General features: G+C 68.7%; 14 protein-coding genes, 1 tRNA gene and 1 other RNA gene. 8 read left to right on the forward strand and 8 right to left on the reverse strand.

Annotated elements, in window-relative coordinates; genetic code table 11:
- The first annotated feature begins 100 nt into the window (after positions 1 to 100).
- Positions 101 to 2092, forward strand: coding sequence for a glycoside hydrolase family 172 protein (locus tag W7S_RS01580; RefSeq protein WP_008263205.1), 1992 nt, complete (start codon positions 101 to 103; stop codon positions 2090 to 2092).
- Here W7S_RS01580 and W7S_RS01585 read toward each other — a convergent pair.
- The gene (locus tag W7S_RS01585; RefSeq protein WP_008263207.1) at positions 2089 to 2724 is read right to left on the reverse strand and encodes a cysteine hydrolase family protein; all 636 of its coding nucleotides are present in this window, start codon (positions 2722 to 2724) and stop codon (positions 2089 to 2091) included. The two genes, W7S_RS01580 and W7S_RS01585, sit on opposite strands and share 4 nt — an antisense overlap.
- A 123-nt stretch (positions 2725 to 2847) precedes the next feature.
- Between W7S_RS01585 and W7S_RS01590 the strand changes: the two genes are divergently transcribed.
- The gene (locus W7S_RS01590) at positions 2848 to 4050 is read left to right on the forward strand and encodes a cytochrome P450 (RefSeq protein ID WP_008263209.1); all 1203 of its coding nucleotides are present in this window, start codon (positions 2848 to 2850) and stop codon (positions 4048 to 4050) included.
- Between the two features lie 6 nt (positions 4051 to 4056).
- On the opposite strand, the gene W7S_RS01595 is transcribed toward W7S_RS01590, so the two are convergent.
- Positions 4057 to 4641, reverse strand: coding sequence for a TetR/AcrR family transcriptional regulator (locus W7S_RS01595; protein ID WP_008263214.1), 585 nt, complete (start codon positions 4639 to 4641; stop codon positions 4057 to 4059).
- A 114-nt stretch (positions 4642 to 4755) separates the two neighbouring features.
- On the opposite strand from W7S_RS01595, the gene W7S_RS01600 reads away from it, so the two are divergent.
- A complete protein-coding gene (locus tag W7S_RS01600; protein WP_008263216.1) occupies positions 4756 to 5142 on the forward strand; it encodes a PPOX class F420-dependent oxidoreductase in 387 nt (128 codons plus the stop codon).
- Between the two features lie 22 nt (positions 5143 to 5164).
- Here W7S_RS01600 and W7S_RS01605 read toward each other — a convergent pair whose 3' ends face one another.
- Genes W7S_RS01605 through W7S_RS01615 form a run of 3 tightly spaced genes read right to left on the reverse strand, consistent with a single transcriptional unit; the run spans position 5165 to position 7047 of the window.
- Entirely contained in the window at positions 5165 to 6151 is a 987-nt protein-coding gene (locus tag W7S_RS01605; RefSeq protein WP_008263218.1) for an SDR family NAD(P)-dependent oxidoreductase, read from the reverse strand.
- A 6-nt stretch (positions 6152 to 6157) separates the two neighbouring features.
- Entirely contained in the window at positions 6158 to 6874 is a 717-nt protein-coding gene (locus W7S_RS01610) for a cutinase family protein (RefSeq protein ID WP_008263220.1), read from the reverse strand.
- Complete coding sequence (locus W7S_RS01615) at positions 6874 to 7047, reverse strand: CsbD family protein (protein WP_008263222.1); 174 nt, start codon at positions 7045 to 7047, stop codon at positions 6874 to 6876. Before W7S_RS01615 ends, W7S_RS01610 begins: the two co-directional genes overlap by 1 nt.
- Positions 7048 to 7108: 61 nt before the next feature.
- On the opposite strand from W7S_RS01615, the gene W7S_RS27090 reads away from it, so the two are divergent.
- Together W7S_RS27090 and W7S_RS01620 are read left to right on the forward strand one after the other, a co-directional pair.
- Entirely contained in the window at positions 7109 to 7267 is a 159-nt protein-coding gene (locus W7S_RS27090) for a hypothetical protein (RefSeq protein ID WP_014710822.1), read from the forward strand.
- A 39-nt stretch (positions 7268 to 7306) separates the two neighbouring features.
- A complete protein-coding gene (locus tag W7S_RS01620) occupies positions 7307 to 8584 on the forward strand; it encodes a serine hydrolase domain-containing protein (protein WP_008263225.1) in 1278 nt (425 codons plus the stop codon).
- Here W7S_RS01620 and W7S_RS01625 read toward each other — a convergent pair.
- The 3 genes from W7S_RS01625 to W7S_RS01635 form a co-directional block, all read right to left on the reverse strand.
- On the reverse strand, positions 8579 to 9640 hold the full coding sequence (locus W7S_RS01625; RefSeq protein WP_036429769.1) for an ABC transporter substrate-binding protein: 1062 nt from the start codon (positions 9638 to 9640) through the stop codon (positions 8579 to 8581). The two genes, W7S_RS01620 and W7S_RS01625, sit on opposite strands and share 6 nt — an antisense overlap.
- A gap of 95 nt (positions 9641 to 9735) precedes the next feature.
- Positions 9736 to 10566 carry a hypothetical protein gene (locus W7S_RS01630; protein ID WP_008263229.1) on the reverse strand — a complete coding sequence of 277 codons (831 nt, stop codon included), beginning with the start codon at positions 10564 to 10566 and terminating at the stop codon, positions 9736 to 9738.
- Between the two features lie 89 nt (positions 10567 to 10655).
- A tRNA-Ser gene (locus W7S_RS01635) sits at positions 10656 to 10744 on the reverse strand.
- Between the two features lie 65 nt (positions 10745 to 10809).
- Here W7S_RS01635 and ffs point away from each other — a divergent pair.
- The 3 genes from ffs (at position 10810) to W7S_RS01645 (ending at position 14234) form a co-directional block, all read left to right on the forward strand.
- Positions 10810 to 10904: signal recognition particle sRNA small type (ffs, locus tag W7S_RS25780), an RNA gene on the forward strand.
- Between the two features lie 141 nt (positions 10905 to 11045).
- Positions 11046 to 12329, forward strand: coding sequence for an aminotransferase class I/II-fold pyridoxal phosphate-dependent enzyme (locus W7S_RS01640; protein ID WP_029383892.1), 1284 nt, complete (start codon positions 11046 to 11048; stop codon positions 12327 to 12329).
- A gap of 57 nt (positions 12330 to 12386) precedes the next feature.
- Positions 12387 to 14234, forward strand: a complete 1848-nt coding sequence (locus W7S_RS01645) for a DNA polymerase III subunits gamma/tau (protein WP_008263232.1) — start codon at positions 12387 to 12389, stop codon at positions 14232 to 14234.
- Positions 14235 to 14245: the final 11 nt, after the last annotated feature.

The following is a 14245-nucleotide window of genomic DNA, read 5'->3' on the forward strand; positions in this document are numbered from 1 at the left end:
TTTCGTGCGGCAGGGGCGGAGACGGCATCAGGCCCGAAGAAAAGTAAGCTCCGTTGTTATGCCGGTGGCTTCTCGGGCGTGGACTGCGGCCTGCGCGCTGATGCTGTGGGCCGCCGCCTGCGTCATCGCGCCCGCAGCGGCCGAGCCGCCGGCCGCCGGTCTCGGCGAGAAGACGGTCGGCTGGGACACCTACCGCCGGTTGGATCGGCTGCCCTATCTGGACGCCGAATCGCAGACCTTGCAGGTGTCGAGTTTCGATCGCAGCGGCGGCGATTTCGACATTTCGACCGGTAACCGCAACGGCACCGGCGGGTGTTTGGCGCCGGGCGGCGCGGGCTGCGTCATCGCGGAGGATCACGGTGCCGGGGAAGTTGATTCGATCTGGTTTACCCGTGACGGGGGCAATGTGCGTGCCATCGGGCACATCCGCATCGAGCTGGATGGGCAGACCGTCGTGGACACACCGCTGCAAGCGCTGGTCGACGGCGAACTGGGCGCCCCGTTTGCGTGGCCGCTGGTGGCCAACGCCGCCCAGTCGCCGGGCGGGGTCTATATCAAGGTGCCGATGCCCTATCGGCGGTCGATGCGGATCAGCGTCGCGTCCCATCTGGAGTACTACCACGTCGACTATCGACAGTTCCCGAATGCCGATGGGATAACTACCTTTTCGCCTGCCGATCCCGCGCTCGATGTGCTGGACACCCTGCGCGCCGCGGGCACCGCCGACCCCAAACCGGCGACAGGCACTGCAACGCAGAGCAATCGGGTCATCGATCTTCCCGCCGGGACCGAACAAACCGTCGCCGAGGCGAGCGGTCCGGGCAGCATCTCGGCGCTGCGGCTGCGGCTGCCCGCCGCGGCGGATCAACTCCTGGCCGGATTGCGCCTGCGGATCGAATTCGACGGCCGGACCTTGGTCGACGCGCCCCTGGGGGAGTTCTTCGGCGCGGGACTCGGCGCCAACCCCGTACGATCGCTGATGTTCGCCGCCGACCCACAGCCCGACGGGTCGCTGGTCTTGTGGGATTGGTGGCCAATGCCTTTCGCGAACTCGACCCGCGTCACCCTCGTCAACACCACCGCCGCCACGGTGCCGGGGATCGCCGGCGACGTCACGACGACGCCCGACGCGCAATGGGCGGCGGCGCTGGCCAGCGGCCGCGCCGGCTACTTCACCGCCCGCGCCCATGCCGGCCCGACCATCCAGGGCCAGGACTGGGTGTTCGCCGACGAACAGGGCCACGGCAAATTCGTCGGCGTCAGCCACACCATACGGGGCCAGCGGACCAAAACGGCGTTCAGCGACGGCGCCCCCTACTTTCTCGAAGGCGCCGAGCGGGTCTACACCGACGGCGCCGCATCCCCGCAGTGGTACGGCACCGGCACCGAGGACCTCTACGAGGGTGGCTGGTACTTCAAAGACGGCACCCACTTCAGCGACCCGCTCAACGGCCAGCCCGACCAGCGCACGGCGACCGGCGGGTGCGCGGACTACTGCGTCGCCGTCTACCGGATCATGCTCGCCGACGCGATCGGGTATCACTCCGCGCTCCGCTTCGGCATCGAGCACGGCAAGCGCAACATGGTCCAACCCGACTACAGCTCAACGGCATTCCTCTACACACAGCCGGACGCGGTCCTCACCGGCAGCGACGACGTCCGCCCCGCCGACCCCGTCGATCGCGTCCTGCACGGCTACACCGATGCCGACGCCACCGATCAGCTGCTGGTCAGCGAATACGAGGGCACCGAGGACACCCTGCCCCTCGTCGGCTCGGTCCGCAGCACCCAGGGCGCGATCACGTTCCATGTCCAGGTTGATCCGGGCAACCACGGTGTCCTGCTGCGCCGCACGTCGGACCAGGCGACCGGCTTCCAATCGGCGGACGTCGCGGTGGACGGCGTGCCCGCGGGCACGTGGCTTCAGCCGCGCAGCAACACCTTTCACCGCTGGCTGGACGACACCTACCTGGTGCCGCGGTCGGTCACCGCGGGCAAAGCGCAGCTGACCATCACCCTCACGCCCGCGGCGGATTCGCCGCCCTGGACCGCCAGCCGCTACCACGTCGACGCCCTCACGGGCCCGGCCTAGAGAGCGGCGATCGCGGCGACGGCCTCGTCGGCGGTCACGATGGCCGAGGCGTAGTTGGGCAGATTGACCTCGAGGGCGGCGCGCATCTCGGTGTCCGAATAGTCGGCCGTGGCGTCGCGGACCACGGTGACGTCGTAGCCGAGCTCGGCGGCGAACCGGACCGTCGCCTCCACGCAGGTATGCGCGATCAAGCCCATGACGATGACCTGCTCGATGCCGTGGCGCTTGAGTTGCAGATCCAAATCGGTGTTGGCGAAACCGCTGGAACACCAGTGCTCGTGAGCGACGACGTCACCGGGTTGCGGTTCGAACCCGGGACGGATCTCGCCGCCCCAGGTGCCGTATTCGAACGTCTTGCGCGACCAGGCCGCCCGCTGCACCGGCGCGATGTGCTTCCACGTTTCGTAGTCGCCCGGCCGGTAACGGCGATGCAGGGCATAAAAGACGCGGAGGTTCGCGCCGCGCGCCGCGTCGAGCACCTGCTGCATGTGGGTGACGCAGCCATTGCCTTCGATGACGCCTTTCAGCCGGTCCCACACCTTCCCGCCCGGGGAAATGAAGTCGTTGTAGGGGTCGATCACCAGGAGCCCGGTCGCCGCCTTGTCGTATGCCACCGGATCATCATCGCGCACGGCTTGGCGACCTTGACGGATTCGCGGAGATGCTGCTAGACATGGCCTGCGCCACGATTTTGGGCGATCGCCCAAAATCGACGGGCGCAGGGATGCCCGCGGCTGCCCGAAGTGAGGAAATCGATGACCGTCACCAATGACACCGACGTCTACTACGACCCCTACGACGTGGGCATCAACGCCGACCCGTATCCGACCTATGCGCGGCTGCGCGATGAAGCCCCGATCTACTACAACGAAAAGTACGACTTCTGGGCGCTGTCACGGCATTCCGACGTCGAGCGCGGATTGGCCAACTGGGAAACCTTCTCCAACAAGCGAAGCGACATCCTCGAGCTGGTCCAGTCGAAGTTCGAGATGCCCGGCGGCGTGATGATGTTCCAGGACCCCCCCGAACACACGAGGCTGCGCGGCCTGATGTCCCGCGTCTTCACGCCGCGCCGGATGGCCGCCCTCGAGGACCAGATTCGGCAGTACTGCGTTCGGTGCCTGGACCCACTCGTCGGGTCCGGGGGATTCGACATCATCGCCGAGCTGGCATCGATGATGCCGATGCGGGTGATCGGGATGCTGTTGGGAATCCCGGAATCCGAGCAGGTCTCGGTGCGCGACGCCAACGACGCCAACCTGCGCACCAAGCCCGGCGCCCCCCTGAAGGTCGCCAACGCCGACTCCATCGCCGACGGCCGGATCTACGCCGACTACGTCGAATGGCGTTCGAAGAATCCGTCCGACGACCTGATGACGACGCTGCTCAACGTCGAGTTCGACGACGACCAGGGCGTGCACCGCAAGCTGACCCGTAAAGAGGTGCTGCATTACACCCAGGTTGTCGCCGGGGCGGGTAACGAGACGACCGGCCGGCTGATCGGCTGGCTGGCCAAGGTGCTCGCGGAGCACCCGGATCAGCGCCGCGAGGTGTACCGGGACCGGTCCCTGTTGACCCGCACCGTCGACGAGACGCTGCGCTTCGAACCCACCGGCCCCCACGTCGCCCGTTGGATGGCACGGGATTTCGAGTGCTACGGCACGACGGTGCCGGCCGGCAGCGCCATGCTGCTGCTGTTCGGCGCCGCCAACCGCGACCCCCGCCGCTACACCGATCCGGACACCTACAACATCCGCCGCGACAACATCTCGCACATCACGTTCGGCAAGGGCGTGCACTACTGCCTGGGCGCCAACCTGGCCCGCCTGGAAGGCCGCGTCGCGCTCGACGAGATCCTCAACCGTTGGCCGGAATGGGACATCGACTACGACACCGCACAATTGGCGTCGACGTCCACGGTGCGCGGCTGGGAGCGGCTGCGGGTCGTGCTGCCTTAACGGGCGCTAAGAGGGCAACTCGAAACGGTCGATGAGCCGGTTGACGAGGGCGACGGCTTCGTCATGGCCCGCCGTGGTGCCGAGCGCCTGTTCCAGGATCAGCATGCGGCCGATCGCCGCGATGATGACCGCGATCCCCGCGGGCGGAAATTCGCCCCGGTCCAATCCGTGTTCGCGGACGATGAAATTCAGTGCGGTGGTTTGCGTTTCGCGCCATCGCTCCGACCACGCCGCGATCTCTGCCCCGATGTCCTTGCGATGGTTGGCCAGCCCCATGAACTCCAACAGCAGCCGGGTGTCCTTCGGCTCGATGAGGGTTTGCCAGAAGGCGTGCAGTGGGCGGTCGGAGGCCAGCGCCTGCTTTTGGCGCTCCAGATAGGCGGCGGCCCCGCGCCGGAAGACGTCGAGGTATAGCTCGTCCATGGTGGGGAAGTAATAGTGGACCAGCGCGGGTTTGACGCCGGCCTCGTTCGCCACCCGCCGCGAGGTGGCCGCGGCGTAGCCGTCCTCGACCATGATCTGGATCGTCGCGTCGATCAGCATGTCGCGAGTGGTGGAGTCGCGCGCCTTCGGCCGTCGGGGGGCGGTCATGGTGTACGTCTTTCCCGCAGGGATGCGTAGCCTTTTGGGCAATCGCCCAAAAGCTTAGCCCAGGGTCGTGCCGACCATGATTAGGAACTGGCGCGACGGGGCAATGGAGGTGTCATGGCCCCCAGTTTCAGCGACGTCATCCGATCCAAGTACCTGCTGTTGACCACGTTCACCAAGGACGGCCGGCCCAAGCCGACCCCGGTCTGGGGGGCGCCCGACGGCGACGGCAAGCTGTTGGTGATCACCGACGACGGTTCGTGGAAAACCAAGCGGATCAACAACACGCCCAGGGTGACGATCGCCAAGAGCGCGGCGCTGGGCAAGCCCAAGAGCGACGAGGTCGAGGCCGTCGCCCGGGTACTGCCGAAGTCCGAGACGCGGCGCGTGTACAACGCCGTCCTCAAGCGGTACTGGTACCACGCGTGGTGGTTCTACGCGCACACGATCGTCCGCGGCGGCATCGACAAGGTGCACGTCGGCCTGGAGATCACACCCGCCTGAACGGCCCTGAACGGCGTTGCGGCTATTCGCTTTCCGCGCGCATCGCCGCGAACGTGTCCGCCACCGTCTGCTGTGGATCGCGATAGTTGATGCCCAGTTCTCGTTCGCTCGGGGAATCGTCGGACGCCGGCATCTGGGTGTAGTACTGCATTCCCGCCGAGGTGAACGGGGTCTCGAAGGGCAGGAAGCGATTCGCCCGATCAAGCACCGCCCCGGCCACCCGCAGCGCGGTGTCGGGGATCGGGACCGCCACCATCGGCGTCCCGGCCACCTGGCCGAGCAGGTTCGCGAGGTCCGCGGCGGGCACCCGGTGGCCGCCCGCGGTGTAGCGCCGCGGCCCGCGCCCGGGTTCGAGCAACGCCGCGTGCAGGGCGGCCAGGTCGCGGACGTCGACGATCAGCCATGCCGCGCTGCGCCCCGGGATCGCATGCATCTGCACGGCCGCTCGCACGCCCTCGCCGGCCTCACCGAACTGGTCGCCGACCGGCGGCCCGAGCACCATCCCCGGATAGGTGATGCTGACCGGCGCGCCCGCATCCTGCAGGCCGCGGGCATAGATCTCGACCTGCGCCTTGGACGTTCCGTAGCCGTCGGCCCCGCCCACCACTGGCAGGTCTGCCGTCAGCGTCTCCAGGTCCGGACGGAACAGCGCGGTGAAACTCGACACGTGCACGATCGGATCCAGACCGAGCTCGACGGACTGGCCAAGCACGTTCTGGGCGCCCTGCATGTTGGTGGCGAGCATCTGCGGCGTCTGGCGCGGATCCGTGGCCACCAGGGCGGCGCTGTGCACGACGGCGTCGCATCCCTGCAACGCGTCTCGCACCGCGACGCGGTCGGTGATGTCGGCGACGGCGAAGTCCGAGGTGTCCACACCCAGCTTCGCGACGGTGGTCTGCAGCTTCGCCGGGTTGCGGACCAGGAACCGCACCGAGTGTCCCGCGTCGAAAACGGCCTTGGCGGTCCACCCGCCGACAAAGCCCGTACCGCCCGTGATGAGGACCCGCATGCCGGCCTACAGGCGGCCGGCGACGAAATCGGCGGCCTGGCTGGTCATGCCGTTTCCCGGGTAGGAGGTGTGGGCGGCCAGGCCCCCGTCGCCGCCGCTGGCACAGACCGGATCGCCCGGCGCGCACAGTTGGATCGTCTTGGGCGCATACAGCGGCCCGATGGTGAGCGGCGGCGCGTTGTACTTCTGCAGGAACTGCCCCGTCGGCGTGCCAAACAGCGTGACGGCGGCGACGTGTTGCGCGATGGCCGGCGGCATCGGAGGCGGCACCTTGTCAGCGGGAACGCCCGGCGGCACGGTGGCCGAGGTGGTGTAGCCCGCCACCGCGGCGCCCTGCGAGTAGCCGCCGAGCACCTCGCGGGTGTTGGGGCAACTCGCCACCATGGACTCGATGTGCGAACTGGCGTCGCGGATTCCGTCGATGACGGTCCCCGGGAACGCGGGATTGTCGAAGTCGGTGCTGGCGGGGTAGTTCACCGCATACACCGTCAGCGACTTGGCACCGATCTCCGAGCGCAGCGCGTCCACGAACGGCCGGCCGATGCCGCCGATGCCGGGCGGCTCGCCGGATCCCCGGGCGAACACCACCTCGACGTCGGGACACGGTTCGGCCGTCGCCGAGGGCGCGCTCGCGACCGGTGAGCCGAATACGGCTGCCGCTGCCAACAAGGGCAGCGGCAGGCGGCGCATCGACCGGACGGCCAACACATTCCGGATTGTCATTACTTTTTGAACGCGTCCTTCACCTTTTCGCCGGCGTCTTTCAACGCGGACTTCGCTTGATCGGCCCGCCCTTCGTCCCGGGTTTGGGCATCGCCCGTGGCTTTGCCGAGGGCTTCCTTGGCGCGGCCGCCGAGGTCCTCGATCTTATTCTTCAACTTGTCTTCGGCGCTCATGGCGTGCTGGCTACCCGGGAGCAGCAGATATCGAAACACCGGCCCTGTCATCATGGACGCTGTGAGCACCGCGATCGTGGTGGCAGTAGTGGCGGGCCTGATGTTGCTGGGCATCGGCATGGTGGTCAATCAGCTGCTGCGGCTGCGCCGCTATCTGAGGGACGCGCCGCCCGATCAAATCCCCGGTGAGAATCCCGAGCCCCCGCGACAACCCGACTGATAGCTTCATTCGGATGACCGCTCCAGACGTCGCGGCGCAGTGACACCGTCGACCCTGCTGATCACCGGCGATGGTTTGCCACGCGGTGTGTCCGGCGCAGCCGACCCGCGCTTCGCCAACGTCGTCAAGCTGTTCTCCCAGCTGTTCCCCGGCCGCCGGTTCGGCGGGGGAGCCCTGAGCGTCTATGTCGACGGCGTGTCCGTCGTGGACGTCTGGACCGGGTGGTCGGACCGGGCCGGCACCCAGCGCTGGACCGCCGACACCGGCGCGATGGTGTTCTCGGCTACCAAGGGCATCGCGTCGACCGTGATACACCGGCTCGCCGACCGCGGCCTGCTGTCCTACGACGCGCCCGTCGCGCAATACTGGCCCGAGTTCGGCGCCAACGGGAAGGCCGAGATCACGGTCCGCGACGTCTTGCGGCACCGATCCGGGTTGTCGCACCTGCGGGGCGTCACCAAAACCGAGTTGATGGACCACCTGCTGATGGAGAAGCGGCTGGCGGCCGCGCCCGTCGATCATCTGCGCGGTGTGCAGGCCTACCACGCGCTCACCTACGGGTGGCTGTTGTCGGGTCTGGCCCGGGCGGTGACCGGTAAGGGGATGCGCGAGCTGATCCGCCAGGAGGTCGCCCGTCCGCTGGACACCGACGGGCTGCACCTGGGCCGCCCCCCGCAAGGTTCACCGACGACGGCCGCCGAAATCCTGATACCGCAGGGGCGGCTGCGTGCCCCGGTGTTCAACTTCATCGCGCCGCGACTGGCCGGCCTGCCCTTCTCCGGGGCGCTCGGCGCGATGTACTTCCCGGGCGTCATCTCGCTGATCAAGGGAGACACCCCGTTCCTGGACGGCGAGGTCCCGGCCGCCAACGGCGTGGTGACCGGGCGGGGACTGGCCAAGATGTTCGCCGCGCTGGCCAACGACGGCCGCATCGACGGCAAGAAGTTCCTGTCCGACGAGCTGGCACGGGGGCTCGCCGGGCAGGCGCGGCGGAAGTGGCCCGACGCAAACATGGTGGTGCCCATGCCTTTTCACCTCGGGTACCACGAGTCGCCGGTTCCCGGCCTGCTCCGCGGCTTCGGCCACGTCGGGCTGGGCGGAACGCTCGGCTGGGCCGACCCCGAGACCGGCAGCTCCTTCGGCTTCGTGCACAACCGGCTGCTGACGCCGCTGCTGTTCGACATGGGATCCTTTGCGCGCCTTGCGCGTCCGCTGCGCAACGCCATCGAGGCGGTCCGCGATCAGGAGCCGCTCGCGGTGCCGCCGCTGGGCGCGCGCTACGCCAAACCCGCCCGGCGGCGCAGCGCGGCGCTATGACCCGATGTGCGCGTTGCCGCGGGGCAGCGTCAGCGGGAGGTCTGCGTAGGTGGCGATGCCGGGTGCCGCGGCGACGACGGCGGGGATCGCGTTGATGGCCGGCATCGCGGTCATGATGTGGCCGAGGTCCATGAACTCTTCGATGGTGGTGGCTTCGAAGTAGGGCGGCGGCAGGAACCCCACCTTGGTGGTCACCGTGGGCTGCCCGTCGATCTGGATGACCCAGCCGTCCTGCTCGATCTTCCAGTCCGGGTCGAGCGTCTGCCCCTTGCGCCACCGCACGTTCAGGTCGATCAGGGTCTGTCCGTTGACGATTCCCTGCCAGCTGATGTACGTGCCCGCGACGTGTCCCGCGGGGATGGTCCAGGACGCCATCACGAGGTCCTCGGTGGTCTGGGCGAACTCGGCGACGCAGCGCACCTCGTCGAGCTCGACGCCGAGGGCGTCGCCCACCAGCCGGACGGCCTCGCCGAAGATGGCCGTCCCCTTCGCCGCCATCGCCGGCAGGTCCGGATGGTCGATCGGCTGGCCGAAGCCCACCGGCTTCTCTGTCTCGGGCGAGTCATAGAACGTGGTGTCGGCCGCCTCGTTGACCGTGACCTTGTCGATCCGGTTGCACACCATCGCCGACACGATGGCCAGCAGCTCGGCGAAACCCGGGCTGACGCCGGACCCGAAGATCGTGGAGCCGCCCTTCTGGCAGGCCTGCGCGATGCGCTCGCGGTCGTTGCCGAGGTTCCCGCCGGTGATGAACGACGCGGTGGTCACCACGTTGACGCCCGCGGACAGGATGCGGACCAGCTCGTCGACGTCGAACCACATCGGGTTGTAGACCACGCAATCCGGCTTGAGGGCCAGGAGCTCGTCGACGTCGTTGGTGGCCGCGACGCCCACCGGCGCGATCCCGACGAGCTCACCGGCATCGCGCCCGACCTTGTCCTTCGACCAGGCGAAGCACCCGACCAATTCCAGCGTGGGGTTGGTGACGATCGACTTCAGCGAGCTCTTGCCGACATTGCCGGTGTTCCACTGAACCACTCGATAGTTGTTTGGCACTCGCTCAGCATAGGGAATCGCGGGGGTTCTTAGTAGGCCTAATAGGAAGATTCGGCAGCCGACGTTGCCGCGGGAGGGTCGGTCGACCGAGGCCGCTAGTCCTCGTCGGCGGTTTGGTCGACGGTGTCGTCGACCGCGGTGCCGGCCCGAGTGCGCCTGCGCCGCATCCGGTGCGACCCCTTGCCCGTCGGGCGGCGGTTCTGCAACTTGGTCCGCGGCTCTTCGCTCTCCTCGGTCGCGTCGGCTACCGGCGCTACCTCGGTCTCGGCGGGCTCGTCGGGGGCTGCTTCGGCTGCTGCGTCGGTGGCCGCGTCCGTCTCGTCCGGCTCGCTCGCTTCGGCCTCTGTGACCGCGTCGGCCTCTTCGGCTTCGCCTGCTTCGTCGGCGCTGTCGGCCTCGTCGGCTTCGCCTGCTTCGTCGGCCTCCTCGCCCTTCTTGCGGCGGAGGCCCCCCTTCTTGGCCTTCTTGGGCTTTTTCGCCTTGATCGGTTTCGGCGGCGGCGGCGGCAACTCGGCGACAAAGGAGAGATAGAAGGCAAAGAAACCGAGCAACGCGATCGCGGCGGCCGCCCCGTAAATCCCGAACAACCACCGTCCGGCGACGTCCAGGCTCAGCCAGATCTCGCTGATCGCCGTCCCGACGATGAGCACACCGGCCAGCACGTGGGCCACGATCGAGGCGACCCGGATGGACAGCGCCATCTGCGGGGTGCCCAATTCCGGCTTGCGGGTGCGCAGCAGGGTGAACACCACCGGCAGCGCCGCGAGCGCGACAAGCGCGCCCGTCACGATGCGCAGCGCCGTCCCCAACGAATGCGCGGTGTCACCCATCAACTCAGGCCAGCGGGGCAAGACGAAGAAGAAGTAGAGGAAGCCGGCGGCGATCGTGAATGACGCGTGCCACAGGATGGCGACCTTGCGCCCCATAAGCCTCCTCATGCTGGGTTGGTTCGAGCCGGCCTGAGGGGACCGACTCGACACCAAACCGCTTTGTGCGTGTCCGCGGGGCGGACCGATGGCGGAGGATGCGGGATTTGAACCCGCGAGGGCTGTTAACCCAACCCGCGTTCCAGGCGAGCGCCATAGGCCACTAGGCGAATCCTCCGTGGCCATGGTAACCGAGGGCCAGACCGCGTTCGCCGGTTGCTCCGGGGAAGGTACTAGACTCTCGGTGGACCCCGCGCGGCGTCTATCCTGTGAACTCCCCCAGGGCCGGAAGGCAGCAAGGGTCAATGGGCTCTGTCGGGTGCGCGGGGTCCCCTAGGTTAAACGGGTGCCGACCCGCTGCGCCCGGCTCCGCCGCGCTTGCGATCGCCACAGGATTCGATTGAGTGGCGACCCGCTGCGCCCGGCTGGCCGCGCTTGCGATCGCCACCTCCCACGCCTTGATAGCGAAAGGGTCCATGGTGTCGCTGGAGTCCCTCGGCCCTGCCGAGCTTGCCGCCGCACACGCTCGCCACCAGCAGGATTACGCGGATTTGCAGGCCAAAAAGCTGGCCCTGGACCTGACCCGCGGCAAGCCGGCGCCCGCCCAGCTCGACCTGTCCAACCAGCTGCTGAGCCTGCCCGGCGACGACTACCGCGACGGCGAGGGCACCGACACCCGCAACTACGGCGGCCTGCACGGCCTGCCGGAGCTGCGAGCCATCTTCGGTGAGCTGCTCGGCATCCCGGTGCAGAACCTGATCGCGGGAAACAACTCCAGCCTGGAACTGATGCACGACCTCGTCGCGTTCTCGATGCTCTACGGCGGCGTGGATTCGCAGCGGCCCTGGAAGGACGAGGCCAGCGTCAAGTTCCTATGCCCCGTCCCCGGCTATGACCGGCACTTCGCCATCACCGAGACGATGGGCATCGAGATGATCGGTGTCCCAATGCTGTCCGACGGGCCCGACGTCGACCTGATCGAGGAACTGGTCGCCGCGGATCCCGCCATCAAGGGCATGTGGACCGTGCCGGTGTTCGGCAACCCCACCGGGGTCACCTACTCCTGGGACACGGTGCTGCGGCTCGTCCAGATGCGGACCGCCGCACCCGATTTCCGGTTGTTCTGGGACAACGCGTACGCCGTGCACACCCTGACCCACGACTTCGTCCGGCAGGTCGACGTCCTCGGCCTGGCGGCGGCGGCCGGCAATCCCAACCGCCCGTACGTTCTCGCGTCGACGTCCAAGATCACCTTCGCCGGCGCCGGCGTCAGCTTTTTGGGCGGATCGCTGGGCAACATCGCCTGGTATCTGCAGTACGCGGGGAAGAAGTCGATCGGACCGGACAAGATCAACCAGCTGCGGCACCTGCGCTTCTTCCGCGACGCCGACGGGGTGCGCCTGCACATGCTGCGGCACCAGCAGATCCTGGCGCCGAAGTTCGCGCTGGCGGCCGAGATCCTGGATCAGCGGCTCAGCGATTCCAAGATCGCCTCGTGGACCGACCCCAAGGGCGGCTACTTCATCAGCCTCGACGTCTTGCCCGGCACGGCGAAGCGGACCGTCGCGCTGGCCAAGGACGCGGGGATCGCGGTGACCGAGGCGGGCGCGTCGTTCCCGTACCGCAAGGATCCGAACGACACGAACATCCGGATCGCGCCGACCTTCCCGTCGCTTCCGGATCTGCGCGACGCGGTCGACGGCCTGGCCACCTGCGCGCTGCTGGCCGCCTCGGAGTCGTTGCTGGCCCGCGATCGAGTGTGAACCGACGACCCTGCCGCGCCCGCATCGTCGTCGGACGACGCCGGTAGCCTGCTGACCGTGGCCCTCTACCGCAAGTACCGTCCGGCAACCTTCGCCGAAGTGGTGGGGCAGGAGCACGTCACCGAGCCGCTGTCGATCGCGCTGGAGGCCGGCCGGATCAACCACGCGTACCTGTTCTCGGGTCCGCGCGGCTGCGGCAAGACCTCCTCGGCGCGGATCCTCGCCCGGTCGCTGAACTGCGCCCAGGGGCCGACGGCGACCCCCTGCGGGGTCTGCGACTCGTGCCAGGCCCTGGCGCCCAACGCGCCCGGCAGCATCGACGTCGTCGAGCTCGACGCCGCCAGCCACGGCGGTGTCGACGACACCCGCGAGCTACGCGACCGCGCGTTCTACGCGCCGGCGCAGTCGCGTTACCGGGTGTTCATCGTCGACGAGGCGCACATGGTGACCACCGCGGGGTTCAACGCGCTGCTCAAGATCGTGGAGGAACCCCCCGAGCACCTCATCTTCATCTTCGCCACCACCGAGCCGGAGAAGGTGCTGCCGACGATCCGGTCGCGCACCCATCACTACCCGTTCCGGCTGTTGCCGCCGAAGACCATGCGGGCGTTGATCGGCCGGATCTGCGAGCAGGAGGGCGTCGTCGTCGACGACGCGGTCTACCCGCTGGTGATCCGCGCCGGCGGCGGCTCGCCCCGCGACACCCTGTCGGTGCTCGACCAGCTGGTGGCCGGCGCCGAGGGCGCCCACGTGACCTACCAGCGGGCCCTGGGCCTGCTGGGGGCCACCGACATGGCGTTGATCGACGACGCCGTGGACGCTCTGGCCGCCGCCGATGCCGCGGCGCTGTTCGGGGCGGTGGAGTCGGTGATCGACGCGGGCCACGACCCCCGGCGTTTCGCCACCGATCTGCTGGAGCGGTTCCGCGACCTGATCCTGCTGCAGGCCGTCCCGGACGCGGCGGCCCGCGGCGTGGTGGACGGACCGGAGGACGTGCTGGAGCGGATGCGCGACCAGTCGACCCGGCTCGGGACGGCGACCCTGACCCGCTACGCCGAGGTGGTGCAGGCGGGGCTGGGGGAGATGCGGGGCGCGACGGCGCCGCGCCTGTTGCTCGAGGTCGTGTGCGCGCGGCTGCTGTTGCCCTCGGCCAGCGACACCGAAGCCGCGCTGCTGCAACGCGTCGAGCGGATCGAGACCCGGCTGGACATGTCCATTCCCGGCTCGGAGGCCACCGCGGGCCGGCCGGCCGAGCCCGCCGACCGGCCGGTCCGCTTCACCCGACCGTCCGCGGCTGCCCCCAAGCCCGAGCCGAAGCCCGAACCAAAGCCCGAGCCGAAGCCCGAGCCAAAGCCCGAGCCGAAGGCCGAGCCCGCGCCGGCACCCGAGCCTCCTCCGGCGCCCGCCCCCGCCCCCTCGCCGGCGGCCGAAACATCCTCTGCGCCCGGCGAACTCAACGCCGCAGCGGTGCGCAGCATGTGGTCGACCGTGCGCGACAAGGTCCGTCAGCGCAGCCGCACCACCGAGGTGATGCTGGCCGGCGCCACCGTCCGGGCGATCGAGGACAACACGTTGGTGCTGAGCCACGAATCGGCGCCGCTGGCCAAGCGGCTGTGCGAACAGCGCAACGCCGACGTCATCGCCGAGGCGCTCAAGGACGCGCTGGGAGTCAACTGGCGAGTGCGGTGCGAGGCCGGCACGCCGGCGCAGGCCGCGGCCAACCCGCTGACACCGCAGCCCGAAGAGCCTGCCCCCGAACCGGATTCGGCCCGGCGGGCCGAGGAAGAACACCTGCTCGCCGAGGCCGTCCGCGACCAGCCGTCGGGCCCGCGCCGCGACCCGGAAGAGGTCGCGCTCGAACTGCTCCAGAACGAGCTCGGCGCGCGCCGCATCGACAACGGCTGAGCGTCAGACCG

The sequence above is a fragment of the Mycobacterium sp. MOTT36Y genome (assembly GCF_000262165.1).
GTDB classification, from domain to species: Bacteria; Actinomycetota; Actinomycetes; order Mycobacteriales; family Mycobacteriaceae; genus Mycobacterium; species Mycobacterium intracellulare.

Coding starts and splice junctions, on each gene's coding strand:
- W7S_RS01580 (WP_008263205.1), top strand. CDS start 101: ATGCTGTGGGCCGCCGCCTGCGTCATCGCGCCCGCAGCGGCCGAGCCG.
- W7S_RS01590 (WP_008263209.1), top strand. CDS start 2,848: ATGACCGTCACCAATGACACCGACGTCTACTACGACCCCTACGACGTG.
- W7S_RS01595 (WP_008263214.1), bottom strand. CDS start 4,641: ATGACCGCCCCCCGACGGCCGAAGGCGCGCGACTCCACCACTCGCGAC.
- W7S_RS01600 (WP_008263216.1), top strand. CDS start 4,756: ATGGCCCCCAGTTTCAGCGACGTCATCCGATCCAAGTACCTGCTGTTG.
- W7S_RS01605 (WP_008263218.1), bottom strand. CDS start 6,151: ATGCGGGTCCTCATCACGGGCGGTACGGGCTTTGTCGGCGGGTGGACC.
- W7S_RS01610 (WP_008263220.1), bottom strand. CDS start 6,874: ATGACAATCCGGAATGTGTTGGCCGTCCGGTCGATGCGCCGCCTGCCG.
- W7S_RS01615 (WP_008263222.1), bottom strand. CDS start 7,047: ATGAGCGCCGAAGACAAGTTGAAGAATAAGATCGAGGACCTCGGCGGC.
- W7S_RS01630 (WP_008263229.1), bottom strand. CDS start 10,566: ATGGGGCGCAAGGTCGCCATCCTGTGGCACGCGTCATTCACGATCGCC.